This is a genomic window from endosymbiont of Bathymodiolus septemdierum str. Myojin knoll, from assembly GCF_001547755.1.
GTDB lineage: Bacteria > Pseudomonadota > Gammaproteobacteria > PS1 > Pseudothioglobaceae > Thiodubiliella.
This window is the reverse complement of sequence record NZ_AP013042.1, coordinates 1192443-1218201: the sequence shown is the minus strand read 5'-3', so window position 1 is coordinate 1218201 and position 25759 is coordinate 1192443. Positions and strand designations below refer to the sequence as shown.

At 38.9% G+C, this 25759-nt stretch carries 32 protein-coding genes and 1 tRNA gene; 27 read left to right on the top strand and 6 right to left on the bottom strand.

Going from position 1 to position 25759, the window contains the following annotated elements:
* Positions 1–94 precede the first annotated feature (94 nt).
* The 14 genes from dsrA to BSEPE_RS06345 all read left to right on the top strand — a co-directional run bounded on the left by dsrA (position 95) and on the right by BSEPE_RS06345 (position 12536).
* Positions 95–1399 carry a dissimilatory-type sulfite reductase subunit alpha gene (dsrA, locus tag BSEPE_RS06410; protein ID WP_066045264.1) on the top strand — a complete coding sequence of 435 codons (1305 nt, stop codon included), beginning with the start codon at positions 95–97 and terminating at the stop codon, positions 1397–1399.
* A gap of 33 nt (positions 1400–1432) precedes the next feature.
* Entirely contained in the window at positions 1433–2506 is a 1074-nt protein-coding gene (gene dsrB, locus BSEPE_RS06405) for a dissimilatory-type sulfite reductase subunit beta (RefSeq protein WP_066045263.1), read from the top strand.
* Positions 2507–2518: 12 nt separating this feature from the next.
* Entirely contained in the window at positions 2519–2920 is a 402-nt protein-coding gene (gene tusD / locus BSEPE_RS06400) for a sulfurtransferase complex subunit TusD (RefSeq protein ID WP_066045260.1), read from the top strand.
* A gap of 1 nt (position 2921) precedes the next feature.
* Complete coding sequence (tusC, locus tag BSEPE_RS06395; protein WP_066045258.1) at positions 2922–3326, top strand: sulfurtransferase complex subunit TusC; 405 nt, start codon at positions 2922–2924, stop codon at positions 3324–3326.
* A gap of 12 nt (positions 3327–3338) precedes the next feature.
* Entirely contained in the window at positions 3339–3635 is a 297-nt protein-coding gene (gene tusB, locus BSEPE_RS06390; RefSeq protein WP_066045256.1) for a sulfurtransferase complex subunit TusB, read from the top strand.
* Between the two features lie 51 nt (positions 3636–3686).
* Positions 3687–4010 carry a TusE/DsrC/DsvC family sulfur relay protein gene (locus tag BSEPE_RS06385; RefSeq protein ID WP_066045254.1) on the top strand — a complete coding sequence of 108 codons (324 nt, stop codon included), beginning with the start codon at positions 3687–3689 and terminating at the stop codon, positions 4008–4010.
* Between the two features lie 95 nt (positions 4011–4105).
* A complete protein-coding gene (locus tag BSEPE_RS06380) occupies positions 4106–4876 on the top strand; it encodes a respiratory nitrate reductase subunit gamma (RefSeq protein ID WP_066045252.1) in 771 nt (256 codons plus the stop codon).
* A 5-nt stretch (positions 4877–4881) separates the two neighbouring features.
* Positions 4882–6477, top strand: a complete 1596-nt coding sequence (gene dsrK / locus BSEPE_RS06375) for a sulfate reduction electron transfer complex DsrMKJOP subunit DsrK (protein WP_066045250.1) — start codon at positions 4882–4884, stop codon at positions 6475–6477.
* A gap of 19 nt (positions 6478–6496) precedes the next feature.
* On the top strand, positions 6497–8458 hold the full coding sequence (locus tag BSEPE_RS06370; RefSeq protein ID WP_066045248.1) for an NAD(P)-binding protein: 1962 nt from the start codon (positions 6497–6499) through the stop codon (positions 8456–8458).
* A 20-nt stretch (positions 8459–8478) separates the two neighbouring features.
* Positions 8479–8862, top strand: a complete 384-nt coding sequence (locus BSEPE_RS06365; protein ID WP_066045246.1) for a sulfur reduction protein DsrJ — start codon at positions 8479–8481, stop codon at positions 8860–8862.
* Entirely contained in the window at positions 8862–9593 is a 732-nt protein-coding gene (gene dsrO, locus BSEPE_RS06360) for a sulfate reduction electron transfer complex DsrMKJOP subunit DsrO (protein WP_066045245.1), read from the top strand. Before BSEPE_RS06365 ends, dsrO begins: the two co-directional genes overlap by 1 nt.
* A gap of 15 nt (positions 9594–9608) precedes the next feature.
* Positions 9609–10808, top strand: coding sequence for an NrfD/PsrC family molybdoenzyme membrane anchor subunit (nrfD, locus tag BSEPE_RS06355; RefSeq protein WP_066045243.1), 1200 nt, complete (start codon positions 9609–9611; stop codon positions 10806–10808).
* Positions 10809–10830: 22 nt separating this feature from the next.
* Positions 10831–12207, top strand: a complete 1377-nt coding sequence (locus BSEPE_RS06350) for a cobyrinate a,c-diamide synthase (protein ID WP_066045241.1) — start codon at positions 10831–10833, stop codon at positions 12205–12207.
* Positions 12204–12536, top strand: a complete 333-nt coding sequence (locus BSEPE_RS06345) for a HesB/IscA family protein (protein WP_066045238.1) — start codon at positions 12204–12206, stop codon at positions 12534–12536. The genes BSEPE_RS06350 and BSEPE_RS06345 overlap by 4 nt, the downstream gene beginning before the upstream one ends.
* Before the next feature lie 4 nt (positions 12537–12540).
* On the opposite strand, the gene tsaE is transcribed toward BSEPE_RS06345, so the two are convergent.
* Both tsaE and BSEPE_RS06335 read right to left on the bottom strand, forming a co-directional pair.
* Positions 12541–12987 carry a tRNA (adenosine(37)-N6)-threonylcarbamoyltransferase complex ATPase subunit type 1 TsaE gene (gene tsaE, locus BSEPE_RS06340; protein ID WP_066046163.1) on the bottom strand — a complete coding sequence of 149 codons (447 nt, stop codon included), beginning with the start codon at positions 12985–12987 and terminating at the stop codon, positions 12541–12543.
* An 11-nt stretch (positions 12988–12998) separates the two neighbouring features.
* A complete protein-coding gene (locus tag BSEPE_RS06335; RefSeq protein WP_173636497.1) occupies positions 12999–13952 on the bottom strand; it encodes a calcium/sodium antiporter in 954 nt (317 codons plus the stop codon).
* Between the two features lie 48 nt (positions 13953–14000).
* Here BSEPE_RS06335 and BSEPE_RS06330 point away from each other — a divergent pair, with 48 nt between their 5' ends.
* The 3 genes from BSEPE_RS06330 (at position 14001) to BSEPE_RS06320 (ending at position 15831) form a co-directional block, all read left to right on the top strand.
* On the top strand, positions 14001–14594 hold the full coding sequence (locus tag BSEPE_RS06330) for a hypothetical protein (protein WP_066045236.1): 594 nt from the start codon (positions 14001–14003) through the stop codon (positions 14592–14594).
* Positions 14548–15324, top strand: coding sequence for a uroporphyrinogen-III synthase (locus BSEPE_RS06325; RefSeq protein WP_070104573.1), 777 nt, complete (start codon positions 14548–14550; stop codon positions 15322–15324). Before BSEPE_RS06330 ends, BSEPE_RS06325 begins: the two co-directional genes overlap by 47 nt.
* A gap of 72 nt (positions 15325–15396) precedes the next feature.
* Complete coding sequence (locus BSEPE_RS06320) at positions 15397–15831, top strand: hypothetical protein (RefSeq protein ID WP_066045234.1); 435 nt, start codon at positions 15397–15399, stop codon at positions 15829–15831.
* A gap of 13 nt (positions 15832–15844) precedes the next feature.
* On the opposite strand, the gene metF is transcribed toward BSEPE_RS06320, so the two are convergent.
* Positions 15845–16663, bottom strand: coding sequence for a methylenetetrahydrofolate reductase [NAD(P)H] (gene metF / locus BSEPE_RS06315; RefSeq protein WP_066045232.1), 819 nt, complete (start codon positions 16661–16663; stop codon positions 15845–15847).
* Between the two features lie 125 nt (positions 16664–16788).
* Between metF and infA the strand changes: the two genes are divergently transcribed.
* The 10 genes from infA to BSEPE_RS06260 all read left to right on the top strand — a co-directional run bounded on the left by infA (position 16789) and on the right by BSEPE_RS06260 (position 23239).
* Positions 16789–17007: a translation initiation factor IF-1 gene (gene infA / locus BSEPE_RS06310; RefSeq protein WP_066046156.1), complete on the top strand. Its 219-nt coding sequence runs from the start codon at positions 16789–16791 to the stop codon at positions 17005–17007.
* A gap of 8 nt (positions 17008–17015) precedes the next feature.
* A tRNA-Leu gene (locus tag BSEPE_RS06305) sits at positions 17016–17100 on the top strand.
* A 20-nt stretch (positions 17101–17120) separates the two neighbouring features.
* Positions 17121–17366, top strand: coding sequence for an OadG family protein (locus BSEPE_RS06300; RefSeq protein WP_066045231.1), 246 nt, complete (start codon positions 17121–17123; stop codon positions 17364–17366).
* A 2-nt stretch (positions 17367–17368) separates the two neighbouring features.
* On the top strand, positions 17369–19201 hold the full coding sequence (oadA, locus tag BSEPE_RS06295) for a sodium-extruding oxaloacetate decarboxylase subunit alpha (RefSeq protein WP_083502992.1): 1833 nt from the start codon (positions 17369–17371) through the stop codon (positions 19199–19201).
* A 16-nt stretch (positions 19202–19217) separates the two neighbouring features.
* Complete coding sequence (locus BSEPE_RS06290; RefSeq protein WP_066045229.1) at positions 19218–20351, top strand: sodium ion-translocating decarboxylase subunit beta; 1134 nt, start codon at positions 19218–19220, stop codon at positions 20349–20351.
* Positions 20352–20364: 13 nt separating this feature from the next.
* Positions 20365–20733 carry an aspartate 1-decarboxylase gene (gene panD / locus BSEPE_RS06285; protein ID WP_066045227.1) on the top strand — a complete coding sequence of 123 codons (369 nt, stop codon included), beginning with the start codon at positions 20365–20367 and terminating at the stop codon, positions 20731–20733.
* Positions 20733–20954 carry an acyl carrier protein gene (locus BSEPE_RS06280; protein ID WP_066045225.1) on the top strand — a complete coding sequence of 74 codons (222 nt, stop codon included), beginning with the start codon at positions 20733–20735 and terminating at the stop codon, positions 20952–20954. Before panD ends, BSEPE_RS06280 begins: the two co-directional genes overlap by 1 nt.
* Positions 20955–20991: 37 nt before the next feature.
* Positions 20992–21417, top strand: a complete 426-nt coding sequence (locus BSEPE_RS06275; RefSeq protein ID WP_157059394.1) for an AMP-binding protein — start codon at positions 20992–20994, stop codon at positions 21415–21417.
* Positions 21393–22244: an AMP-binding protein gene (locus tag BSEPE_RS06270; protein WP_066045221.1), complete on the top strand. Its 852-nt coding sequence runs from the start codon at positions 21393–21395 to the stop codon at positions 22242–22244. Before BSEPE_RS06275 ends, BSEPE_RS06270 begins: the two co-directional genes overlap by 25 nt.
* Before the next feature lie 152 nt (positions 22245–22396).
* A complete protein-coding gene (locus BSEPE_RS06260; protein WP_066045217.1) occupies positions 22397–23239 on the top strand; it encodes a lysophospholipid acyltransferase family protein in 843 nt (280 codons plus the stop codon).
* A 6-nt stretch (positions 23240–23245) separates the two neighbouring features.
* Here BSEPE_RS06260 and BSEPE_RS06255 read toward each other — a convergent pair whose 3' ends face one another.
* The 3 genes from BSEPE_RS06255 to BSEPE_RS06245 are packed head-to-tail and all read right to left on the bottom strand — an operon-like array spanning position 23246 to position 25708.
* Positions 23246–23812: a hypothetical protein gene (locus BSEPE_RS06255; RefSeq protein WP_066045215.1), complete on the bottom strand. Its 567-nt coding sequence runs from the start codon at positions 23810–23812 to the stop codon at positions 23246–23248.
* Positions 23809–24480, bottom strand: a complete 672-nt coding sequence (locus BSEPE_RS06250) for an ABC transporter ATP-binding protein (RefSeq protein WP_066045212.1) — start codon at positions 24478–24480, stop codon at positions 23809–23811. Before BSEPE_RS06250 ends, BSEPE_RS06255 begins: the two co-directional genes overlap by 4 nt.
* Entirely contained in the window at positions 24473–25708 is a 1236-nt protein-coding gene (locus BSEPE_RS06245) for a lipoprotein-releasing ABC transporter permease subunit (protein WP_066045209.1), read from the bottom strand. Before BSEPE_RS06245 ends, BSEPE_RS06250 begins: the two co-directional genes overlap by 8 nt.
* Between the last annotated feature and the right edge of the window lie 51 nt (positions 25709–25759).

Here is a 25759-nt window from a genome sequence, read left to right as displayed (position 1 = left end):
CTTGGTATTTTTTGGTATTTGCGTATAATATCTCCCGTTCACATTTCCTTTTCTTGGGGATTAGGAAATTTATTAAAATTATTGGAGAAATAAAATGGCAAAAGAGTTATATAACACGCCCAACCTTGATGAGTTGGAAAATGGTCCATGGCCTTCGTTTGTAACAGGTCTTAAGCGTCTTGCACAAGACGATCACGCTGGCGCAAGCATGGTTCGTGATGTTTTGGCAACACTTGAAACCTCTTATGTAACTAAAAAAGGTTACTGGAAAGGTGGCACAGTTGGTGTTGTTGGTTATGGTGGCGGTGTAATTCCTCGCTTTAACGAACTTAAAAACGAAGAAGGCGAATATAAATTTAAAGACGCAGGTGAATTTCACACCTTAAGAATTCAACCGCCAGCAGGTATGCATTACACCTCTAAATTATTAAGAGATATGTGTGATATGTTTGTTGACAATGGCGGTTCTGGCTTGATCGCATTCCATGGTCAGTCAGGTGATATTATGTTGCAAGGCGCAAGTGAAGAAACAACACAAACTATTTTCAACAAATTTAACGACTATGGTTTTGATATGGGTGGTGCAGGTCCTGCGGTTCGTACGGGTATGTCATGTGTAGGCGCTTCGCGTTGTGAAATGTCAAACACGAATGAGCAAGCTGCATTGCGTACATTGGTTAATGCATTCCTTGACGATATGCACAGACCAGCATTGCCATACAAAATGAAATTTAAAGTTTCAGGTTGTGCAAACGACTGTATGAACTCTATTGAGCGTTCAGACTTTTCAACCATCGGCACTTGGAGAGATGATATTAAAATCAACCAAGACGCATGGAAAGCAATGGTAGCGGACAAAGGTATGGACTATGTGGTTGACAACATTACTTCTCGTTGTCCAACGCAAGCAATGAAGATTGAATCTGATACTTCATTGACAATTGACAATAAAAACTGCGTCAAGTGTATGCATTGTTTAAATGCAACCTCACCATTGACACATAAGTATATTAGTGATGCTGCCGAAGGTGCAATCTTAGCGACGGGCGACGACAAAGGCGTTACTATCTGTATGGGTGGAAAACGCACATTGAAGATTGGTGACTTATTTGGTACGGTTGTTGTGCCATTTATGAAACTTGAAACTGAAGAGGATTATGAGGCAATCGAAGAATTAGCAGGTGAAGTGATTGATTTCTTCGCTGAAAATGCACTAGAGCACGAGCGCACTGGTGAAATGATTGAGCGCATCGGTATTGTAAACTTCATGGAAGGTATTGGCTTAGATGTTAATCCTAACATGGTTAACTCGCCTCGTTATATGTCATATGTTCGTATGGACAAATGGGACGAAGAAGCGGTTAAATGGTTTGAAAACAAAGCCGAAGCAAACGCGTAATTTATTTAATTAAGAAATTTAGGAGAAAATATTATGGCTGAACCAGTTAGAATGCCTATCGAATCAGGTTGTCCTGATCCTGTACAATATATGCACCCAACAATGCGTCGTAACTATGGCGCATGGGCTTACCATGACCGTCCTCGTCCAGGTGTATTACACCATACTTCAAAGCATAATGAAGAAATTTGGACTGTTCGTTGTGGCACACAAAGACAAATGGATGTTTACACTATTAAAAAATTAGCAGATATTGCTGATGAATTTGGCGATGGCTATATCCGCTTCACTATTCGTTCAAATGTTGAATTTATGGTTGACAAGGAAGAAAAAGTTGCACCATTGATTGAAGCATTAGAATCTGCTGGCTTTCCAGTAGGTGGAACAGGACCAACCGTATCAATGATTTCACATACTCAAGGTTGGTTGCATTGTGATATCCCAGGAACCGATGCATCAGGTGTTGTTAAAGCATTGATGGATGAGTTGTATGATGAATATAAAAAAGAAGAAATGCCTAATCGTGTGCATATGACCACTTCTTGTTGCCAAATTAACTGTGGTGGTCATGGTGATATTGCGATTAACATTCAACATACTAAGCCACCAAAGATTAACCACGATTTAGTGGCAAATGTTTGCGAGCGACCAACGGTTGTTGCGCGTTGTCCTGTTGCTGCGATTCGTCCTGCGATGGTTAACGGCAAGCCTACTTTGGAAGTTGATGAGAAGAAATGTATCTGTTGTGGTGCTTGCTTCCCACCTTGTCCTCCGATGCAAATCAACGATCCAGAGCATTCTAAGATTGCTATTTGGATTGGTGGTAAACACTCGAATGCGCGTTCTAAGCCTTCTTTCCAGAAGCTTGTGGCAGCAGGTCTACCAAACAATCCACCAAGATGGCCGGAAGTTGGCGCCGTTGTTAAGAAAATTCTTGCCGTTTATAAAGGCGATGCTCGTGATTGGGAGCGTGTTGGAGAATGGGTTGAGCGTATTGGCTGGCCGGCATTCTTTGAGAAGACTGGATTGCCGTTTACTAAATTCCATGTTTCTGACTGGAAAGGTACGCGTCATCAGTTGAACTCTTCTGCTTATATTCGTTTTTAAGGGTTGGTCAAAATGAAGATTTCTATTCAAGTTAACGAAGGTCCATACCAGCACCAAGCATCTGATACAGCGTATCAGTTTGCTAAGGCTGCAATTGCAAAAGGACACGAGATTTTTCGTGTGTTCTTTTATCATGATGGCGTTGATAACGCGACACGCTTTACCGTGCCGCCACAAGACGATCGTCATGTTGTCAATAATTGGGCATCATTAAATATTAAAAATGCGGATGGCGAGCCTGAGCTAGTGGTTTGTATTGCTGCTGCACTTCGTCGTGGTTTGGTTGATGAAGCTGAAGCTGGGAAGAATGCGATTGAAGGTAATAATATTCATCCTGCGTTTCGTATCTCTGGTTTAGGTCAGTTAATTGAAGCAGGCATTCAATCCGATCGTTTAGTGGTATTTGGAGACTAAGATGAGCACAAAGAAATTTATGTATTTAAACCGTAAGGCGCCTTATGGTACTGTGTATGCATTAGAGTCATTAGAGGTGGTGTTGATTGCTGCTGCTTTTGAGCAAGATGTGTCTTTGGCATTTATTGACGATGGTGTTTATCAAATCGTTAAAGGTCAAAATACAGATGGTATTGGTATGAAAAACTTTTCTAAAACCTATCATGCACTTGGCGACTATGACATTAACCAACTTTTCGTATCGGCTGAATCTTTGGAAGAAAGAGGACTGAGTGCAGATGACCTTATGCCTTTGGTTTACGAAGATGAGGATGATGATTGGGCAGAAAAGCCAAGCGTTAAGATTGTTTCTAACGCTGAACTTACTAAAATAATGTCTGAGCAAGATGTTTGTTTAAGTTTTTAAGGGGTAGTTACTATGTTACATACAGTAAACAAATCAGTTTTTGAGCGTAATTCATTACAGTCTTGTGTTAATACGATTGACGATACAAGCGTAATTTTACTCATCGAAGACGGCGTTATTTCCGCTGCAAAAAACACAAAATCTTCAGTGCTTGCCGACTTGGCGGCACAAGGTAGAGTGTATGCGTTGCAGGGTGATGTGGACGCAAGAGGAATTTCATCAAAGGTTGCAGACAACATTAAATTGGTTGACTATGAAGGCTTTGTTGATTTAGTAGTAGAGCACGGAACAGCGGTTTCGTGGTTATAGCGATTTAAGTCGCTGTATATTGTTTAATTTTAAGATAAAAAGGAGTAAAAAATGGCTGAAATATGTGGAGCAGAAGTAGACGAAGAAGGTTTCTTGGTAAACCTAGGTGATTGGAACAAAGAAATTGCTGTAGAAATGGCAAAAGGTGATGATATTGAGTTATCTGAAGAGCATTGGGATGTGATCAATTTCTTACGCGATTACTTTGAAGAATATCAAATCGCACCAGCGGTTCGCGTACTTACTAAAGCAATTGGTAAACAATTCGGTAAAGAAAAAGGCAACTCTAAGTACCTTTATTCTTTATTCCCTTATGGCCCAGGTAAGCAAGGTTGTCGTTTTGCTGGCCTTCCTAAGCCAACTGGTTGTATCTAAATACCTCCGAGAAACTTCGGTTTCTTGTTGAGGATTGAAAGCATTCATTTTTAAATGGATGTTTTCCCAAATTTTTTGAATTTTTTGAGAGTAATATGTCAGTAGTAAGCATTTTTTTTACGGCTTTATTTTATATATCCTTGGTGATATTCGTTGTCGGTATGGCAAGGAAGATTTACCAGTATTGGATTACGCCTGCGCCTCTTAAAATTCCAACTGCACCGACGCCGTTAACGCAAACGGGTGTGGTAATGCGTATGGCACGCGAAGTTGTGCTGTTCGAGAGTTTATTTAAATCTAACAAATGGACTTGGTTGTTTGGCTGGCTATTCCATGTAGGTTTGCTACTGGTTTTAATTCGTCATGCTCGTTATTTTTGGCCAGGCAACCTACCAGAGGTGTTTTTATTGGTTCAGCCCTTTAAATACGCAGCATTTGCAATGGTAATCGGACTGATTGGTTTGTTAGGCCGTCGTATTACGGTTGAACGAATTCGTTATATCTCAGCGCCGTCTGATTATTTAATGCTAATTTTGATATTGGTCATTGGTGTTAGTGGTGTGGTAATGACATTTACCAGTAATCATACTGATGTGATTATGGTGAAAGGGTTTGCTTCGGGTTTGTTGACTTTTGATTGGGCTAATTTACCAACAGAGGTTCATTTCTTGGTGCATATTTTCTTGGCATTTTTATTATTGGCATTGTTTCCAATTTCAAAATTATTACATGTTCCGGGTATATTCTTTAGCCCGACGCGTAACCAAGTAGATGATGCACGCAAAAAACGCCACATTTCTCCTTGGGCGTTAAAACAAGAGCAAGACCATGAAGTTAAATTAGAGCAAACATTAGGCAAGGATTAAGAATTATGGCTAAGGACTTTGAAATACCAAAATTACCCACTTACTTAGAAATTCCTAAAATTCAAGAAGGTATTATGGACGGCGATGGTCCGTTCAAATCCGTCGAAGAATTTCAAACACCTTTAGGCTTTCCAGGTGAGAAAGTTGATAATTGGCAAGAAGTAGCCATTAATAAAATGGGTGAACTTAAATCCAAGTATCGTTCGGTTCAAGTATTTTTAGATGCTTGCGTGAAATGCGGTGCTTGCACTGATAAGTGTCATTATTTCTTAGGTTCGTCCGATCCTAAAAATATGCCGGTGGCTCGTCAAGATTTATTCAGAAGCGTTTACCGTCGCCATTTTACCTTTGCCGGTAAATACTTTCCTAAATTGGTAGGCGCAAAAGAATTAGACGACGCAATGTTGGATGATTGGTATAACTATTTTCACCAATGTTCACAATGTCGTCGTTGTTCAGTGTTTTGTCCTTATGGTATTGATACTGCTGAAATCTCAATGGCTGCGCGTGAAGTATTGGATGCAGTTGGCGTAGGTCAAAAATATTGTAACCAAATTTTAGGTAAGGCAATCACAGTAGGCAATAACTTAGGTTTGCCTGAGCCAGCATTACGCGATACTTTGCTTGACCTTGAGGAAGAAATTGAAGAAGAGACGGGTATTGCAGTTAAGTACCCTTTAGACCAAAAAGGTGCGGAAATTTTATTGATTACGCCATCAGCTGACTTCTTTGCTGAGCCACATATTGACGGTTTGATTGGTTACGGTAAGGTTTTCCATCAAGATGGCGTGAGTTGGACCTTGAGCTCTTATGCTTCTGAAGGTGCAAACTTTGGTATGTTCATTGGTTCTTACGATGTAATGCGTAAAGCGGCGCTTAGAATCCGCAAGGCGGCACTTGATTTAGAAGTCTCCCGCGTTATGGTTGGTGAATGTGGGCATGCTTGGCGTGTTGCCTATAGTTTCTGGAACACTTTGTCAGGTGTTGGTGCAGGTGCAAATTCATCAGATGAGCATGCAATGAAATTACAAAATCAATTAGATTCTCGCTACCCACAGCCACAACATATTATTGAATATACGCATGACTTAATTCAACGCGGTAAGTTGAAATTTGATAAGTCTGCGAATGATGACAGAACAGTAACTTTCCATGATTCGTGTAATGTTGCCCGTGCAACCAACATGGGTGGCATTCCAAATGGTCAATTTATCCTTCCACGAGAAGTGATTAAAGCCGTTTGTAATAACTATGTAGACATGGAAAGAAGTACGATTATGGAATCAACTTTCTGTTGTGGCGGCGGTGGCGGTCTATTGACAGATGACTTGATGGAGATTCGTATTAAAGGTGCAATGCCGAGAATGCAAGCACTCAAAGAAGTAGAAAAAACCGATGCTGTTAATACACTGGTTGCTATTTGTGCTATTTGTAAATCACAGTTCAGCAAAGTATTACCAAAATTTGACTTTGACCCTTATATGATTGTTAGTGCCCACCAATTGGTGAGTGAGGCAATTATTATGGATAAGCCACAAACAGAAGATTCAGATGCCAAAATGGCTGAAGAAGTAGAAACAGAAACCGCAGAAGCAGAATAAATAGACAAGGAGATTTAAAATGCAAAAGAACCCGTACGGACAAATTGAGAAAGGCGAAAACCACACATTCAGAATGTTTAAGAATGAGGGTGATGATTTAAGTTCAGTGCCATGGAGCCAAAAGATTTTTCAAAATGACACTTCACACAAGTGTCCTACTTATGTCAGTCAAACGCCACCTTGTCAAGGTTCTTGCCCTTCTGGTCACAATATTCGTGGTTGGTTAGATATCGTTCGCGGCATGGAAAAACCTTCTGCTGATATGTCTTGGCAGGAATACGCATTCCGTCGTTCAACGGATGCAAACCCATTTCCTTCCGTTATGGGTCGTGTTTGTCCAGCACCCTGTGAAGACGGTTGTAACCGTAACGAAGTTGAAGATACTGTTGGCATTAATGCAGTAGAGCAATTCATTGGTGACAATGCCAAAAAAGAAGGCTACAAATTTGAAATTAACGCCAAAGATACCGGCAAGAAAGTTGCGATTATTGGTGGTGGTTGTGGTGGTTTGTCTGCGGCATTGCAGTTGCGTAAGCAAGGTCATAGCGTTACCGTGTTTGAAAAATACGAGCAATTGGGCGGTATGATGATGTACGGAATCCCTGATTACCGTGTGCCCCGCGATGTGTTGCAATATGAGATTGACCGTATTATTGAGACGGGTATTGAAACCAAAATGAACACCAAAGTGGGTGTTGATATTTCTATGGAAGAATTAGAAAAAGACTATGATGCTGTGTTGTTCGCAATCGGTGCAATGAGTGGTCGTATGTTGCCAATTCCTGGTGGCGACGCGACTAATTGTGTATCGGGTGTTGCATTCCTTGAAGCCTACAACCAAGGTCGTTTAAAGCATATCACTGGTAAGGTGATTTGTATTGGTGGTGGCGATACTTCAATTGATGTTGTGTCTGTTGCCCGTCGTTTGGGTAACATTGAAAACACAGCTGACAAAGACCGTCCTGAGCGCGTTATTTTTGATGATACCGCACATGATGTGGTCGATACCTCTAAGCGTTTAGGTGCGGATGTGTTGTTAACAACGCGTTCTACTATTGAAAATATGCCAGCGGCACAAGAAGAAATTGATGATGCTAATCGTGAAGGTGTTGAAATCCAAGGGCAATTACAGCCAGTGGAAGTCATTAAAGATGCTGACGGTCGTGCAACTGCATTGCGTTTTATTCGTTTAGAGGATGATGGCTCTACGCCAATTGAAGGCTCTGAATTTGATGTTGAATGCGAATTAATCGTTCCTGCGATTGGTCAAGGTGTTGATGGCGAAGGTATGGATGATTCATTCTTCAATGAGCATGGTTTTATTGACGCTGACAAAAACTTTCAAGTACCAAACAAGCCTGGATTCTTCGTTTGTGGCGATGTTGTGCGTCCGCACCTATTGACAACAGCGATTGGTCAAGCGGGTATTGTTGCCGAAAGTATCGGTGATTACCTTGATGGCAATAGCCAAAAATCACGCAATAAAGTTGATGTGCATTACTTTGACTTAATGGAGAAACTGAATGAGTGGGATTTAGCGCCATCAGATTATGAAAATGGTAAGTTAAGTCAAGGCACAGATTCTGCTGATTATGCGGTACATAATTATGAAGACCGTTCATTTGCGTCTATCATTCCACACACAGAATTATTTTTAGGTCATTTTGACCATGAGGATCGTAATGCGCGCAACCATAAATTGGTTGATGTTGATAATGTATTGGGCAACTTTGACGAGCGTTTAATCGGTTATAACGAAGAAGAGGCACAAGCAGAAGCAGGTCGCTGTATGTCTTGTGGCTTATGTTTTGAGTGTGATAACTGTGTAATGTATTGCCCACAAGACGCGGTATTCAAGGTCAAGAAAGATAAAGCAACCTTAGGTCGTTATGTTGACACTGACTATGATAAGTGCATTGGTTGTCATATCTGTGCTGATGTATGCCCTACAGGTTATATCCAGATGGGACTTGGCGAGTAATTAATTTAATGAGAGCGATTATGAGACATTTGTCGATTATTTTATTGGCTTTAGCCTTTACCAATGTGTTTGCGCATGGGAGCGATAAGCATACTAATCTTGGTGATAGAGCGACTGAATTAAAGGAAGAAGGAAAGAGTAGAGATATTCATCCGAGTCTTGCTGAGATTAGAAAAATGCACCCAGAGTTTTTGAAGCACAAGCGCGATAAAACTCTAAGACAAGGTGTTCGCACTAAGCGTAATTCATTGAAAGCTTGTGTTAATTGCCACAGTTCAAGTAAGGACGGTGAACACATTCCAGTCAACGCACCAGACCAATTTTGTTCAACTTGCCATGAGAAAGTCGGCACCAGTTTGGATTGTTTTTCTTGTCATCGTACAACACCAAAAGAGGATTTATAATGAGTACAACATTAAACCGTCGTGACTTTATTAAAAATACAAGCGTTGCAACAACAGGTGTGGCAACGCTTGCCAGTGGTATTAGTTTGACAACATTTGCTGCTGTCAATGAAAATCCAGTGACTAATGAAAAGCGTTGGGGTATGTTGATTGATATCAATAAATTAACCGAGTCTAATATTGACGATATGGTTAACGCCTGTCAAGAAGAAAATGGCTGGGGCGCTGAAAAGCATTCCACAGGTGATCAAAAGCCAGATTGGATTAAAAAAGTTAAAGTAAAAGACAAGGCGATAGGTAAAATTGATGCACTACCAATGATGTGCCAACATTGTGAAGAGCCACCTTGCGTGGATGTTTGCCCAACCAACGCCTCAATGAAACGAGAAGATGGCATAGTCTTAGTTGATAAACATTTATGTATTGGTTGTCGCTATTGTATGATGGCTTGTCCGTACGGATCTCGTTCATTTGTGCATGAAGACTTAACAGACCAAAAAGAACATATGCCCCGTGGCAAAGGTACGGTTGAAGCTTGCACAATGTGCGTGCATCGTGTTGATAATGGTGAGATGCCAGCCTGTGCGGAAGCGGTGGATAGTGATGCAGTGATTTTTGGTGATTTGTATGATGCAAGCAGTAAAATCAATCAAACGCTTAAAAAAGTTCAAAGCACGCAAATCAGAGCGGATTTAAATCTGAATACTGGTGTGCGTTATAGCGGTATTTAATAATTTAGGAATTTTATGAACATTCGTTACCAACAAATTCAAGGAAGAAGTTTAGGTTTTTATGCATTAATTGCAGGCTTAGGTGTGTTGATTTTAGCGTCACTTGGTAGTGTGTTGTTTATGGAGCACCATGGTCACTATGTGACAGGTATGAGTAATCGAGTTGTATGGGGTATACCTCATGTATTTGCTTTGTTTCTAATTGTTGCAGCTTCGGGTGCATTAAATGTTGCCTCTATTGCCTCGGTATTTGGTAAAAAAATATATAAGCCTTTAGCGCGTTTATCGGGCTTGGTGTCACTAGCATTATTGGCAGGCGGTTTAATGGTATTGGTGCTTGATTTAGGTCGTCCTGACCGTTTAATCGTGGCAATGACCGAATATAATTTCAACTCAATTTTTGCCTGGAATATTATTTTATATAATGGTTTCTTCGTTATTGTTGCTGTTTATTTATGGATGATGTTCGAGCGTCGTATGAATAAGTTTACCTCTAAAGCGGGTTTGGCAGCGTTCTCTTGGCGTTTGATCTTAACCACAGGTACTGGTTCTATTTTCGGTTTTTTAGTGGCGCGTCAAGCGTATGACGCGGTAATTATGGCGCCAATGTTTATTATTATGTCATTTGCTTTTGGCTTGGCGATCTTCATCTTAATTTTAATGGCAAGTTATAAGTGGACTGAGCGTCCATTAGGCGACATGATTGTTAATCGCTTAGGCAATCTATTGGGTGTGTTTGTAGCGGCTGTAATGTATTTTGTTGCCATTAAGCATTTAGGTAGTTTGTATCTTGCCGAGAATGCAGGTGTTGAAAATTTTATTTTATTTGGTGAGTATATTTACACGCCATTATTCTGGATTGGTCAAATCGTTATCGGTGGTTTAGTGCCAATGGCGTTGATTTACTTTCCAGCATTTAAAGGCAATCGCATGACTTTAGGATTGGCATCGGTATTGGTATTGGTTGGTGGCATTATACAACTCTATATTATTATTGTTGGCGGACAAGCTTACCCAATGGAGATGTTCCCAGGTAAAGAAATCTTAGAAGGTTATGGCGGTATTGCTACTTATACGCCATCATTGCCTGAGGTGATGCTAGGTGTTGGCGGCATTGCAGTGGCAATCATTGCTGTTACCTTGTTAGTGAAGTTCTTGCCATTCTTGCCCGAAAGTTTGGCAGACGATGTTGCAGATCCTCATTATAAAAAATAAGCCGATTTCATAATTGGGATAGATGATGTCTATCTATATTTCCGCCGCTCATAAGTCCTCTGGTAAAACCGTTATTAGTTTAGGCTTGTGTGCCGCATTTAAAGAGCGCACACTCAAAGTTCAATCTTTTAAAAAAGGCCCTGATTATATCGACCCAATTTGGCTCTCTCAAGCTAGTGGTAACGCTTGCTACAATTTAGATTTTTATACGATGTCTGACGATGAAATTAGAGCATTATTTCATCAGCAACAGAGCGATATCTCTATTGTTGAAGGTAACAAAGGACTGTATGACGGTATGACTGTGAGTGGTGGTGATGCTAATGCTGATATGGCAAAATTACTCAATTCAAGCGTTATTTTAGTGATTGACACCACTGGCATTACTCGGGGGATTGCCCCTTTGTTGATGGGATACCAGGCGTTTGATAGCGATGTGAATATTGCTGGTGTAATTTTAAATAAAGTCGCTGGTGAGCGCCACGAATCAAAACTGCTGCAAGCTATTGAATATTACACCGATACCCCTGTTTTAGGCGCTATTCGTCGTTCTAAGGCGCTTATTATCAATGAACGCCACTTAGGGCTTGTGCCAGCCAATGAATCTGCACAGTCACAAGCCTTTATTGATAGTGCAGGTCGTATCATTGCCGATCAGGTGAACTTAGATAAAATTTTGTTGCTTAATGGTCTTACACCTAAGGGGGGCACCCCCCTTTTTTTAAAAAAAGAAAAAAAGGTAACACCCCCTTTGACTGCGTCTCCTTTATCTCTGACCGTTGCTGTAGCAAAAGACGAAGCCTTTGGTTTTTATTACCAAGATGATATGAATGCGTTTAAATCTTTGGGCGTGAAAATTGAATATTTTGATACTTTGAAGGCATCAAAATTACCAAGATGTGATGGGCTGTTCATCGGTGGTGGTTTTCCAGAAATGCAATTAGAGGCGTTAAGTAATAATCATTTATTACTTACTGACATTAAGTCAAAGATAGAACAAGGTTTGCCAACTTATGCAGAATGTGGCGGTTTAATGTACCTTAGTCGAGAGATAAGTCACCAAGGTAAAACACATAAAATGGTTGGGGTGATTAAGGGCGACACTGTAATGACGCCTAAGCCGATTGGCAGGGGTTATGTGCAATTAACGCCGACTAAGGCGCATCCTTGGTCGGGTGTTGCTGAAAAAATATATGCCCATGAATTCCATTATTCTAAATTAGAAAATATTGACCCTAAAACCCATTATGCATACAAGGTTTTACGCGGCGTAGGTGTGGATAATAAGCAAGATGGAATTTTGACCTACAATTTATTAGCCACCTATGCACATTTGCGTAGCGTCGGCGGTAATCATTGGGTCAAGCAATTTGTTAACTTTATCAAGGTGAAATTATGATTACAATTACCAAGAGTGCCGCCGAAGAAATAAGACTCTCTACTCAAAATCCTGATGCACAAGGATTACAAATGCGTTTTGCCGTTGATGTAAGAGACGAAGGTTGGCAGTATCTTATGGGCTTTGACGAGCTTTCAGAAGGTGATATTCACTTAGAATCAAACGGCATTGAATATGTCCTTGCTTATTCTCAAAAAGAGTTAATAGAAGGTATGGTCGTTGATTTTGACGAAATTGATACTGAAGGCGGCTACGGCTTCCTCTTTATGAATCCTAATGACCCAAATTATCAGCCACCAGAAAAAGACATAGCCCCTAAAAAGTCTTAATATTTCAGGCAATACGCTGTAACAATTCTTGGCCGATATTACTGTGATCAGTTGCTGTTAATTTTCTCGTATCGTTATTGCCACTGAGCGCAATGGTTAAATCCGCAGGTGCGACCATCCCTTTGCCTAAATCCGGCCATTCAATCAGTTGAATATGACTACCCTTGAGATATTCACGAATGCCAATGTATTCCAATTCTTCGGGGTCACTGAGACGATAACAATCAAAGTGGTGAATATTAATGTCTTGATTTTGGTAACTTTCCACCAAAGAATAAGTTGGACTTTTGACTTTATTAAATCCAAAAAACTGAATAAAACTTCTGGCAAAGGTGGTTTTCCCCACGCCTAAGTCCCCTTGCAGATAAATTACTAAAGGCATTTTGGCATTTTGTGCTAACCTTTGAGCGAATTTCTGAGTTTCAGTTTCGTTATTGAGTGTTAATTCTATCGTCATATTTATTAGAATAATTGCCACATATAAGCGACAAATATACAAACCAAAACAATACCACCAAAGCGATTAATAATAGGCTGTTTACCGAATTTGTAAGCAAGAACAAACAACAAAATGGTCAGTAAAAGCATAACAGGGTAGTCCCTGGTGATAACCTCATCTGCCACAGCTGACGGATGAATGAGTCCGGGGATTGCCAAGACTGCAATGGTATTAAAAATATTAGAGCCAATCACATTACCCACCACCATCTCATATTGTTTTTTCAAGACACTGGCAATAGACACCGCTAACTCTGGCAGGCTGGTACCTAATGCGATGACACTAAGTCCAATGACTAAATCTGACACACCAAAACTTTGGGCAACTTCTACACCACCCCAAACGATTAATTTGGCGCTGGTAATCAATACGATTAAGCCAATAATTAGCAGTAACCAAGTCTTGCCAGATTGGTTTTCCTTAATCTCTTCCATTGCCTCATCAAATTCGTTATTATTGTCCTGTTTTGCAGTTTTAAATGTGTAGATTAAAAATATGGCTAATAAAGATACTAAAATAAAGCCATCAATCACATCAAGGCGCTTATCCCATAGTAAGAAACCCACTACCAGGGTAATAAACATCAAAAACATCCATTCTTTTTTCAAAACATTATTACTAACAGCAATTGGTGTAATTAATGCACTAATGCCCAACACCAAAGCAATGTTAAAAATATTAGAGCCAATTGCACTGCCAATACTTATGCCTGTGTTACCTTCCATCGCTGCCAACCCAGACACTAACATCTCAGGTGCAGAGGTACCAAAGCCAAAAATGAGCAAGCCAATCACCAAAGGCGATACTTTGAATATCATTGCAATTTTTGCGCCATTTTCTGTGAATACATCGGCACTCCAAATTAAAAGTAGAAAACCTGTTAATAAGGCGATGATTGGTAGTAGAATATCGGGCATAATAAATAGAGTATTTTTTTTTCATATTATAAAGGGTTATAGAAGAAAATGAATAAAACAGAATTTTTAATTGGTCGTAGCGGTTTGGGCTTGCAAGACGATTTTTATCCAGATGATTTGCCAGAAGATTGGCGTTTTGATTATTATGCCGCCATTTTTAAAACCCTTTCTTTGTCCATTGATACCGACGAAGACCTTGATCAAATTTTTGCAGACATACAAGAAGATGAGGAGGGGTTTTATCTGGTGTTAACGATTGAAGAATCGCAACTGAGTGACGCAATAAGCCTGCAAAAATTACTGAGCACTGTGCAAGAATATGCAAACGATTTTATTTTATTTTGTGAGGTGAGTGACGCGCCAAGCAAGGCAATTATGACAATATTAGCCGACTATAAAGTGTGTTTTCAGTCAAGCAAAGCACTTAAACTTAATCTAAAAGAAGTAAGCGTTGCTAACACCGTCTTAAGTTTTAATCAATACCCCGTGCTTTATTCATCGCAGCCATGGGATGATAAGAAAATGCGCAACTATCTTGAGAGTATTGCAAGTGTTAATACTAAAACCATTTTAATCTGCAAATATGCAGAACGAGATGCATTGGACAGAATGCGTATTATTGCCGAATTATTGGGATACTAAAAGTTTGAATATTTTATTAACGCGCGCTTTATCGCAAGTTCAGCCCTTGCAAAATTTATTAAGTGAACAGGGTTATCAGCCCATACTTTTTCCAAGTTTAGAAATTAAAGCACTTGCCAACCAACCTTTAAAAACCGAATACGATGCGTTAATTTTCATTAGTGCCAATGCGGTTGATTATGGGATAGATATTTTAAAAAATTTTAAAAATCAAGCTAAAATTTTTGCCATAGGCGCAGCAACTGCAAAAAAAATAGAAAATTACAATATTAAAGTTGATGGCTTTCCAAAACAAAAAGCATCCAGTGAGGCCTTATTGGCAATGCCAATGATAAAAAATCTAAGTGAGCAATCAATTTTGATTTTTAGAGGTGAAGGTGGTAGAGAAACGCTTAAACAGGGTTTAGAAAAAAATAATAGTGTTGAATATATTGAAGTTTATCGGCGTGCTCCTTGTGATATCGCACCGCAACACCATAATGCCTTATCTACCTTTCTGCAAAGTGATAAGGGCGTTGTTACTGCCACCAGTGTTGAGAATCTCTCTGCGTTTACCTCAATGGTGGCGCAAATTGATCTGGATGCACTCACTTTAATCAAACAATATCCGCTTGTTGTACTGAGTGAGCGCATTAAATTTTTTGCACAGTCTGTAGGTTTTAATAAAATTTCAGTTGCCAGTGAAACTCGTGATGAAGGTTTGCTTGCAGCCATTCAAAGTATTTTATAATATGTTAATATACTTGACGAAATCCTTAAATAAGATTAATCTATCGGTATAACTCGTTTCCTGGGGGGGAAAATGATCAAATTAAGTGTTTCAAAGGCAGCCAGAATGTTGGGCATCAGTCGTTTTGATATTCAAAATCAAATCAATAATGGCAAATTACAAACACATGAGGGCTATGTGACCACTGATAGTTTACGATTGGCCTATCCAAACTCTAATTTAGACTCTGAAGAAGATCAGCATATTCAGAAGATGCAACGCATTAAAGATGAGGCAATGAATAAAATAGAAGCAGATGTAGTCGCACGCAGTGAAAATGAAAAAACTTATCTTGGCATCATTGGCACGCTAAGAGCCAAATTTGCACAAGAAGAAATCAAAAATCAACACCACCAAATGGTGTTTGCTGAATTGACTGAGCGCTTAATAGTACTTGAAGAGCAATGTCATTCTCAGGATAAAATTGCATTACACAAATTACAAGGTTGGGTTAAATCCCAACATTAGTGAGACGCTTAATTTACAGTGTTTTGGCGATATCTAAAGAAGGCTGGGTGCGATTCATTGAGTAAAAGTGAAAACTGTCCACCCCTTGATTTTTAAGCGTTTGGCATAAATCTGTCACTACTTCCGTGCCAAATGCACTGAGTGCCTCCAAGTCATTTTCGTAGCATCTTAAGCGCTCTAAAATCCACTTTGGAATTTCCGCACCACACATGTTAGAAAATCTGACTAATTGCGTGTGATTGGTAATTGGCATAATTCCTGGTGTAATCGGAATATCAACCCCTAATTTTTCCGCTTCATCTACAAATCTAAAATAGGCATCTGCGTTATAAAAGTATTGCGTAATCGCCGCATCTGCACCCGCACTGACCTTATTGGCAAAATGCTGTAAATCTGCCTGAATATTTTTTGCCTGTGGATGCATCTCAGGATACGCTGCTACCTCAATATGAAAATGGTCATTGTACTGAGTTTTAATAAACTCCACCAATTCGTTGGCATAATGAAAATCGCCAATATCACGCATTCCCGACGGCACATCACCCCTTAGGGTAACGATGCGATTGATGTTTGCTTTTTTATATTGGTCAAGCAAGGCAATAACTTCATCTTTTTTTGACCCAATGCAAGATAAATGCGGGGCAGCGGGAATACTATCATTTTTTTGAATGTCTAATACCGTTTCCAAAGTTGCTTCCTGCGTCGTCCCACCTGCACCAAAAGTTACCGAGAAATACTCAGGTTGAATGGCACTTAATTCTTGTCGGACTTGTGCCAAAGTTTTCTGACCTTTTTCTGTTCTTGGTGGGAAAAACTCAAAACTTGTTTTCATTTGTCTCTATTTATAGTCTATAAATACAATAATTATATCGTATTTATCGAATGTTAAACCTTTTTGTATATGGGATAAAATGGGGTAAAATGACCTTTTTTATTTATAAAGTCGTTAAAGTAAATATGTCAAAAAGTGATTACATTGAGTTAGAAGGGGTTGTTAAAGAGAAATTACCAAACACCACCTTTACCGTTGAGTTAGAGAATGGACATAGTGTGTTAGCACATATCTCTGGCAAGATTCGTAAACACTATATTCGTATATTGCCTGGGGATAAAGTCACAGTAGAAATGACCCCTTATGACCTAAGTAAGGGTAGAATTACTTTTAGACATAAATAAAAAATCAAGCCGATGTGGTGGAATTGGTAGACACGCTGGATTCAAAATCCAGTTCCGCAAGGAGTGACGGTTCGACCCCGTCCATCGGTACCAAATTATAAAAAGTGAAAAATATGGAGCAGACAAACTTAATAACAGAAGCACTTAATTTAACCCTCTTTGGGATGGGTTTTGTATTTTTGTTTTTGGCTATTTTGGTATTTGCCATCAAGTTAATGTCAACCATTATAGAAAAAACAAATGGACGAGCATCTGCTGATAAGTCAGAAAATTCTGTCAAAAAGATAATGGCAGATGAAATGGATGAAGAGACTAAGTTTGCGATTGAAAAAGCAATTAAAATGCACAGAGGGGCGTAATTATGTTGAATTTTTTTAAAAACATGACAAAGAAAGAGGTCTCTGAAAATACCAGGAAAGTAGAAATTACTGAGTTGGTTTTTCGTGATGCACATCAATCTTTATTTGCGACTAGAATGCGTATCGATGATATGTTGCCGATTGCAGACAAACTTGATAAGATTGGTTACTGGTCAATGGAATCTTGGGGCGGTGCAACTTTTGATTCATGCATCCGTTATCTTGGCGAAGACCCTTGGGACAGAATTCGTGAAATCAAAGCAGTGATGCCAAACACGCCTCAGCAAATGTTATTGAGAGGACAAAATTTATTGGGTTATCGTCATTATAGTGATGATGTGGTGCGACAATTTGTTGAGCGCTGTGTTGAAAATGGTGTTGGCGTTTTCCGTATTTTTGACGCAATGAACGATATGCGTAATTTAAAAACAGCCGTTGACCAGACCGTTAAAATGGGTCAGCATGCGCAAGGCACAATTTCTTACACTGTCAGCCCTGTGCATACAATACAAACTTGGATTGATATGGCAAAAACCATAGAAGATATGGGTGCGAACTCTTTATGCATTAAAGATATGGCAGGTTTGTTGCATCCTTACGATGCTTATGATTTAGTGAAAGAATTGAAGGCGACTGTCGATATTCCAATCCAATTACACGCACATGCGACCACAGGTTTGTCAACAGCAACGATTGTTAAAGCGGTTGAAGCTGGTATTGACCGTGTAGATACAGCAATTGGCTCTATGAGTATGACTTATGGACATTCGGCGACTAATGCGGTGGTATCTATTTTAGAAAATGGACCAAGAAAAACAGGGTTGGATATGGAGAAATTGGAAGAAATTGATGCTTATTTTCGACCAATTCGTCAAAAATACACGCAGTTTGAAGGCTCGCTAAAGGGCGTGGATTCAAGAATTCTATTGTCACAGGTGCCAGGTGGTATGTTGACCAATATGGAAGCCCAATTGAAAGAGCAGAATGCGCTCGATAAGATGGATGCTGTGATGGCTGAAATTCCACGAGTGCGTAAAGATTTGGGTTACATTCCATTAGTCACACCCACTTCGCAAATTGTCGGCACGCAGTCAGTATTAAATGTGTTGACAGGTGAGCGATACAAGACCATTACTAAAGAATCAGCTGGTATTTTGAAAGGTGAATACGGGGCAACACCAGCCCCTGTTGATAAGGGTTTACAGGATAAAGTATTGGAAGGCGGTGAGGCAATTACTTGTCGTCCAGCGGATAACATTGCACCAGAAATGCACATCCTTGAGCAAGAATTTGACAAACTTGTTGTAGAAAAAGAGTTGCAGGTTGCCGATAATAAAATTGATGATTTATTGACTTATGCCTTATTTCCGCAAGTGGGTATCAGTTTTATAGAGAATCGTAATAACCCTGATTTCTTTGAACCTATGCCGCAGGTCAGAGAGACTGCTAATAATTCAACAGAAGAGGGCACTTATACGGTTTCAGTGAAAGGTAATTCTTATACAGTTGAAGTGTGTGCAGGTGGTAATATTACTTCTATGAAAGCAGCTTCCGATAAAGATACTTCTGTAGCGACTGCACCAGTAGATAAAGAGATTGTTGAAGAGATTCCTACAGAGGGTGCTGAAGAAATTGGCGCACCACTCGCTGGTAATATTTGGAAAGTAATGGTGGCGCCGCATCAAAAAATCAATGAAGGCGATGTGTTGGTTGTTTTAGAGGCCATGAAAATGGAGACTGAAATCCGAGCAGCCCGAGACGGCGTTGTTGTTGATATTAGCATTAAAGAGGGTGATACAGTGACCGTTGGTCAAACTTTATTAACGCTGGCGTAAAGAAGGGAATTCTATCATGGATCATTTAAATCTACTTTGGTCAAACACAGGTTTACAACAAATAGTATGGGGGCAAGCGTTAATGCTGGTTATCGGCATGTTGCTTGTTTATTTGGCGATTGTTAAAGGTTTTGAACCTTTGTTATTACTGCCGATTGGGTTTGGTGCGATTTTGTCGAATATTCCAGGTGCAGGTATTGCAGAAGGTAGCGGTATTTTGCACCTTTTTTATGAAGTGGGGATTAAATCTGGTGCATTTCCACTTATTATTTTTATGGGTGTGGGTGCATTGACGGACTTTGGGCCTCTGCTCGCCAATCCTAAAATGTTACTTTTGGGGGCTGCTGCGCAGTTCGGTATTTTTGTTACTTTATTAGGTGCGATTGGTTTAACCGCTGTAGGTCTTTTTGATTTTAGTTTAACGGATGCTGCAGCAATCGGTATTATTGGTGGTGCCGATGGACCGACCAGTATTTATGTTGCCTCAAAATTAGCCCCAGATTTACTTGGTGCAATCGCAGTAGCATCCTATTCTTATATGGCATTGGTGCCGTTAATTCAACCACCAATTATGCGATTGTTGACCACTGAAAAAGAGCGTCAAATTAAGATGGTGCAACTACGAGAAGTGTCACAAAAAGAAAAAATTATTTTCCCAATTATGTTGTTGATGTTAGTGGCGTTATTATTACCAGATGCAGCGCCGTTATTAGGTATGTTTGCTTTTGGTAACTTAATGAAAGAGTCGGGTGTGGTTGACCGTCTAAGTGACACCACGCAAAACGCATTGATTAACATTGTGACCATTTTCTTAGGTTTGGCGGTTGGATCTAAATTGATGGCGGATAAATTTCTGCAGCCAGAGACGCTGGGAATCTTGATACTTGGTATGATTGCCTTTGCTATTGGTACTGCTTGTGGGGTGCTGATGGCAAAACTGATGAATGTGTTTAGTAAAGACAATAAAATCAATCCTTTAATTGGGTCGGCTGGCGTTTCTGCGGTGCCGATGGCAGCCCGTGTTTCTAATAAAGTAGGGCTAGAAGCTAACCCACATAATTTTTTGTTAATGCATGCAATGGGTCCAAATGTAGCAGGTGTGATAGGTTCTGCCATTGCTGCAGGCATTATGATTCAGTTCTTGTCTTAAAACCCCCTTAACAATGCAAAGAACATTCTTAAAATCCAAACTTCATCGTGTTACCACTACTGCCAGCGAAGTAGACTACGAAGGCTCGTGTGAGATTGATGGTATTTTGTTAGACGCAGCGGGTATTGGTGATTTTGAACAAATCCAAATTTACAACATCAAGAACGGCAATCGTTTTACCACTTATGCCATTCGTGGCAAGGATAATTCTGGTGTGATTTCAGTCAATGGTGCGGCGGCGCATAAGGCAGATATTGGCGATTTATTGATTATTGCTTCGTATGCCGTTTACAATGAAACTGAAGTTAAAAATCATACCCCAACTCTGTGCTATGTTGATGCTAATAATACTTTAACTAGAGTAAGCACGCGTATAGGCTAATGAAAGCAGCCATTAAAAACATTGTTCAAAAGTTAGTTGTTAAAAAAGTCAATGAGGATGAGGCATTAATCTCATCTGGACTTATTGATTCTGTAATCATTGTTGAACTGATACTTGAGATAGAGAAAGAATTAGGTATTAGTGTTGCTTTAGATGAGGTAAGTGAGCAAAATTTTGATAGTATCAATAAATTGCATCAATACTTATTAGGTAAAATGTAAATGTTTTTTTTGTTTTAATAAAAGAGATTTTTTTGCAATAGAAAAAGAAGCAGATAAATTGGCAGTTGCCGCTTCAGATATTGATATTAGCTGGTCTCAATTAAAGCAAAAAGTTGATGATCAGGTTAATAGACTGCGCCAAGAAACAAATGGGCTAATGATGCCAGTTATTTTGTATGGGCATAAAGAGGCTGATTTTATTGTTTTGATACTTGCCTGTTTAATACTTAAAACCCCCTTTGTTCCAATTGACATTAGTTATCCTAAAAAACGTATTGATAAAATAAAACAGCAATTAGGTCGGGGGCTGTTGGTTGATGTGGCATCTCATTTAATAACGCCATTTGGTAAGAAAGAAGCATTACTTCAAAACAATCAAGATGTGATCCCTTGGCTTATATTATTTTTACCTCTGGTAGCACAGGGGAGCCAAAAAGGGTGCAAATTAATGTCTCAAATTTAAACAGTTTTATTGCATGGTCGCAGATAAATTTTTCTTTATCCGCCAATCAAGTATTTATGAATCAGGCGTTGTTAAGTTTTGATTTATCCATATTTGAGCTGGTTAATGCGCTAAGTTTAGGCGCCAGTTTGGTTTTAATGGACAATAAAACCATCCTTGATAAGGTGTTATTTAAAAGTAGATTGTCGGCGTATTGCTGCAGTGTTTGGACCTCAACCCCTTCTTTTGCCTTTGCCTTTGCTTTTGATAAAACATTTAATCATCAGAATTTCCCCGATTTAGACTTAATGATTTTTTGTGGCGAAGTATTGCCAAAAAAAATGGCAAATGCGCTACTTTCTAATTTTCCCAACTTGCAATTGTTTAATACTTATGGTCCAACAGAGGTGACTGTTATGGTCAGCAGCATCCAAATTGATCAAGTAATATTAAAGACTTACGAGCAACTTCCTATTGGTAGAACCAATGCCATATGTCATATTGATGATCAAAACGAAAGCATTGTTAAAGATAATGTAATAGGTGAATTATTAATTAGCGGGGGCAGCGTCTCTATTGGTTATTTGAATGCCAATAACGATAGTTTTACGGTTAATGAAGAAGGCATGCGTTATTATGCCACTGGAGATATGGCGTATCAGCAAGACGATATGTTATTTTTTGTCGGGCGCCAGGATAATATGATTAAATACAATGGGCATCGCATTGACTTAGGTGAAATCAATCATATTATTGGACAATTAAAAGGTGTTTCTAATGTTAGAACCTTGCCATTAGAGCGTGATGGGAGAATTATTCGCTTGGCTTGCCTTTATACAAACAAATAAGGGTGATGCAGACACAATTAGTAACTACCTTCAATCTAGATTGCCTAAATATATGGTACCCAGTGAATATATTTTTTATGCCGCTTTTCCGCTAACACATAATTTAAAAGTAGATAATCAACAATTATTAAAACAATATTTGGATTTTTAATATGGCGCAACGAATTTTATTGGCATTGCTATGGGGTTTATTGAAAGCACCTAAGTTTATCCGTGCGGTATTTATTAAAGGTTTGATTTGGCTTTTATTGCGCGCTAAATTAGGACGCATCTGTAAAGATATGAGGGTTATTTTTAATCAGCTATCTGAACAAGAAATATGCGCATTGGCACGCCTTTGTATTGTTAATGTTGTTAGTAATGTGATTAATATTCTTGATATTAAGAATATTAATTATACGATTAATGCGCCTATGCCAATAGAACAGTTAACGGATAATGGTGCGGTTTTTGCCTCAATACACATGGGTAAGGCTGACAGCGCAGCATACGCATTAAAACAAAGTGGCATCAAGGTTTGCACAATCATAGGCGCAGGAAAAAAAAGCCCGGCTCTGCACCAACTTGGGCTGCGTATTTTGCAGTATTTAGATATTCCTTATATTAAAAAGTCTAAAAGTATTTTTTTTCAATTAGTCAAAGCCTTAAGCCAAGGGCAAAGTATCTTTGTTCATGGTGATTTAAAAAATACAGGTTTGCCAACATCTTTTTTAGGGTTTCAAACCACCATTCCCAAGACTGCGCCTTCATTATCTATATTGAGTAACAGACCTTTGTATTTTGTTTATTCATTACCAGGTAAAAATGCCAATGAATATATTATTAATATTGAGTTAGTAGAGGGATTATTTGCGCCTAAATTAACCAATGGTCAAAAAATAGAGCAGCTCACTTATGCATTAACACGCAAAATGGAAGCGGTAATATTGCAAAATCCAGAACAATGGTTTTGGGTTTATAATCGCTTTAAAAATTGCCAAGTAAAAAAAACCTAATCGCAATTAGTGCAAAATTAGGTTTTTTTCAGATTCTGCAATAAGCAGGTTATTTTTATCTAATAATCCAATATTCCATTCAGTGCTTGGTAGTACTTTAGCCAGTAAATCTAATATATTGTGTAGTAATTGTGGATTAAGGTTAAAGTTAATATCCTCTCCATCGGTGTTAACAAAAACAAAAGAGACATTGTTATCCTGATGGATATTAATGGTAATTTTTACAACTAAAATAGGGACTTCTCCCATCGGGAATTTATTGCCAGTGTTAAAAGGTGTGGCGTAATCACTTTCATCAACAATGTGCTGATGTTTTGCTTGATGCGCCATCTGTTGTTGCATTTGTTGAGGGGTTAATTCTTTGTCTGGTTCGCAGGCAGATTTTTCCATATTATTTAATTCTGGTTTATTCAATAAAGAATGGCTGATGGTCTGATTGAGAATATCCAAAAATGAGGTTACAATGCGTCGGGTAAGAAATAAGCGCATCTCTTCATTTTCTGTGCTATTGATACTCATTAGTAGTCGGTCTTCTTGATCAGAATAAGATATTTGTATTTGGTGTATATTCATACTAATTTTCCATTTTCTAAGGTTAAAACTCTATCCATTTTTTTGGCAATATTGATGTCGTGAGTGACAAGAATTAATGCTGATTTTTGTTGTTGATTAAGTGCCATCATTAACGCTAGCACTTCCTCTGCATTTTTTGCATCTAAATTGCCCGTTGGCTCATCTGCCAATAAGCAACTCGGGTTGTTAATTAATGCTCGGGCAATTGCAACCCGTTGTCGTTGTCCACCTGATAATTCGGCAGGGCGGTGATTTAGTCTATTTTGTAAGCCAATATCTGTGAGTAGTTTGCTGGCTTTTTTGATGGCTGTAGATTTATCGTCGCCACGAATTAATAGCGGCATTGCTACATTATCTAAAGCACTAAAATCTTTTAGCAAGTGATGGAATTGATAGACAAAACCCAAATGTTGGGCACGAAGTTGTGTGATTTTCTCTTCGTTGATTTGCGATAAACAACTGTTATTAATAAGGACTTTGCCCGTAGTCGGCTGACTGATGCCACCTAATAGATTAAGTAGTGTAGATTTTCCACAACCCGATTGCCCAATAATAGCGAGGGATTCCCCTTGTTCAAGTGTTAAATTAAGTGAATCCAATACCGTTGTTTTAATTTTTCCATTGCTATACTGGTAGCCAACTTCTCTACATTCAATTATTTTACTCATGGTTTAACACCTCTGATATTTGCAGTTTTCCAGCGCGTTTAGCGGGGTAAATAGAAGCAAGAACCACTAAAATAAAAGCACCAAAGGTAATTTTAATTATATCAACCAAGTGCACTTCGGAAGGGAAGCGACTGATGTAAAAGACATCGGCAGGAAAAAATTGAAAGCCCAGTATTGACTCAATGCCTGCAATTACAACTTCAATATTAAGTGCTAATGCAATGCCTAATATTGTGCCAATAATAATACCAATAACACCAATCGTAATACCTTGATAAAAAAAGATTTTCACAATGCGTTTCGGCGTCATACCGATGGTTCTGAGAATGGCAATATCGGCTTTTTTATCGGTCACTACCATTACCATCATTGACACCACATTAAAGGCAGCGACAGCAATCATTAGAGATAGGATAATACTAATCATTTGTTTTTCAAGGTTAAGTGCCTGCAGAAAGTTGGCTTTTTGTTGTGTCCAATCAACGCCGTAATATTGCCCATGCCCTATGTCGTTAACCACTTCAGCAGTGATTTTTTTGGCATTAAATAAATCATCTACTTTTAATCGAATACCCGATACTTTGCCCTTCATTGCGTATAACAATTGCGTTTGTCGTAGTTGGATAAAGGTTAAATTGTTGTCATATTCTGCAATGCCCGCCTCAAAAATACCGCTAATAGTGAAGCGTTTAAATTTTGGCTGCATACCAAGAATATTCGAGGATACTTGCGGTGTAATTAAGGTTACTTTATCGCCAACCATTACACCTAATTGACTGGCTAAACCTGCGCCAATCAAAATGCTAGATTTATCCAAAGTGGCACTACCAGATTTCATTTTATCTAATAAAACAGAGGTCTTTTTTTCTAACTCAGTTTTAATTCCTCTGACGCTAATGCCTTGTGAGTTGGATGTAGTATTGAGTAAGCCGTATTTTTCTATATAAGGTGAAGTACTGATGACATTTGGATGTTGGTTAATTTTTATCTGCAATGCTTGCCAATTTTCTACTGTACCACTATATTCGGTAATGTAAGAATGTGAAATGGCATCTAATATTCTATCACGCAGCTCTTTATGAAAGCCATTCATTACTGATAACACTGTAATGAGTGTCATTACTCCAAGTATTAAGCCGACAATAGAGACGCCAGAGATAAAGGACACAAAGCCTTTTTTATGATTGGCGCGTAAATATTGGTTAGAAATTTTAAATTCGATACTCATAGGGTTAATATTTTGTCATAATTAGCACCTTTAAAAGTAGAAAAAATAAGA

What these genes read in the sequence shown, in the direction of transcription:
- BSEPE_RS06300 (WP_066045231.1), top strand. Translation starts at nt 17,121, where the DNA reads ATGGAGCAGACAAACTTAATAACAGAAGCACTTAATTTAACCCTCTTT.
- tusC (WP_066045258.1), top strand. Translation starts at nt 2,922, where the DNA reads ATGAGCACAAAGAAATTTATGTATTTAAACCGTAAGGCGCCTTATGGT.
- BSEPE_RS06325 (WP_070104573.1), top strand. Translation starts at nt 14,548, where the DNA reads ATGCATTGGACAGAATGCGTATTATTGCCGAATTATTGGGATACTAAA.
- panD (WP_066045227.1), top strand. Translation starts at nt 20,365, where the DNA reads ATGCAAAGAACATTCTTAAAATCCAAACTTCATCGTGTTACCACTACT.
- BSEPE_RS06290 (WP_066045229.1), top strand. Translation starts at nt 19,218, where the DNA reads ATGGATCATTTAAATCTACTTTGGTCAAACACAGGTTTACAACAAATA.
- tusB (WP_066045256.1), top strand. Translation starts at nt 3,339, where the DNA reads ATGTTACATACAGTAAACAAATCAGTTTTTGAGCGTAATTCATTACAG.
- BSEPE_RS06370 (WP_066045248.1), top strand. Translation starts at nt 6,497, where the DNA reads ATGCAAAAGAACCCGTACGGACAAATTGAGAAAGGCGAAAACCACACA.
- nrfD (WP_066045243.1), top strand. Translation starts at nt 9,609, where the DNA reads ATGAACATTCGTTACCAACAAATTCAAGGAAGAAGTTTAGGTTTTTAT.
- BSEPE_RS06260 (WP_066045217.1), top strand. Translation starts at nt 22,397, where the DNA reads ATGGCGCAACGAATTTTATTGGCATTGCTATGGGGTTTATTGAAAGCA.
- BSEPE_RS06245 (WP_066045209.1), bottom strand. Translation starts at nt 25,708, where the DNA reads ATGAGTATCGAATTTAAAATTTCTAACCAATATTTACGCGCCAATCAT.
- BSEPE_RS06330 (WP_066045236.1), top strand. Translation starts at nt 14,001, where the DNA reads ATGAATAAAACAGAATTTTTAATTGGTCGTAGCGGTTTGGGCTTGCAA.
- dsrB (WP_066045263.1), top strand. Translation starts at nt 1,433, where the DNA reads ATGGCTGAACCAGTTAGAATGCCTATCGAATCAGGTTGTCCTGATCCT.
- BSEPE_RS06320 (WP_066045234.1), top strand. Translation starts at nt 15,397, where the DNA reads ATGATCAAATTAAGTGTTTCAAAGGCAGCCAGAATGTTGGGCATCAGT.
- tusD (WP_066045260.1), top strand. Translation starts at nt 2,519, where the DNA reads ATGAAGATTTCTATTCAAGTTAACGAAGGTCCATACCAGCACCAAGCA.
- BSEPE_RS06385 (WP_066045254.1), top strand. Translation starts at nt 3,687, where the DNA reads ATGGCTGAAATATGTGGAGCAGAAGTAGACGAAGAAGGTTTCTTGGTA.
- BSEPE_RS06365 (WP_066045246.1), top strand. Translation starts at nt 8,479, where the DNA reads ATGAGACATTTGTCGATTATTTTATTGGCTTTAGCCTTTACCAATGTG.
- oadA (WP_083502992.1), top strand. Translation starts at nt 17,369, where the DNA reads ATGTTGAATTTTTTTAAAAACATGACAAAGAAAGAGGTCTCTGAAAAT.
- BSEPE_RS06345 (WP_066045238.1), top strand. Translation starts at nt 12,204, where the DNA reads ATGATTACAATTACCAAGAGTGCCGCCGAAGAAATAAGACTCTCTACT.
- dsrK (WP_066045250.1), top strand. Translation starts at nt 4,882, where the DNA reads ATGGCTAAGGACTTTGAAATACCAAAATTACCCACTTACTTAGAAATT.
- BSEPE_RS06335 (WP_173636497.1), bottom strand. Translation starts at nt 13,952, where the DNA reads ATGCCCGATATTCTACTACCAATCATCGCCTTATTAACAGGTTTTCTA.
- BSEPE_RS06280 (WP_066045225.1), top strand. Translation starts at nt 20,733, where the DNA reads ATGAAAGCAGCCATTAAAAACATTGTTCAAAAGTTAGTTGTTAAAAAA.
- BSEPE_RS06380 (WP_066045252.1), top strand. Translation starts at nt 4,106, where the DNA reads ATGTCAGTAGTAAGCATTTTTTTTACGGCTTTATTTTATATATCCTTG.
- BSEPE_RS06350 (WP_066045241.1), top strand. Translation starts at nt 10,831, where the DNA reads ATGATGTCTATCTATATTTCCGCCGCTCATAAGTCCTCTGGTAAAACC.
- BSEPE_RS06250 (WP_066045212.1), bottom strand. Translation starts at nt 24,480, where the DNA reads ATGAGTAAAATAATTGAATGTAGAGAAGTTGGCTACCAGTATAGCAAT.
- BSEPE_RS06255 (WP_066045215.1), bottom strand. Translation starts at nt 23,812, where the DNA reads ATGAATATACACCAAATACAAATATCTTATTCTGATCAAGAAGACCGA.
- infA (WP_066046156.1), top strand. Translation starts at nt 16,789, where the DNA reads ATGTCAAAAAGTGATTACATTGAGTTAGAAGGGGTTGTTAAAGAGAAA.
- dsrO (WP_066045245.1), top strand. Translation starts at nt 8,862, where the DNA reads ATGAGTACAACATTAAACCGTCGTGACTTTATTAAAAATACAAGCGTT.
- dsrA (WP_066045264.1), top strand. Translation starts at nt 95, where the DNA reads ATGGCAAAAGAGTTATATAACACGCCCAACCTTGATGAGTTGGAAAAT.
- metF (WP_066045232.1), bottom strand. Translation starts at nt 16,663, where the DNA reads ATGAAAACAAGTTTTGAGTTTTTCCCACCAAGAACAGAAAAAGGTCAG.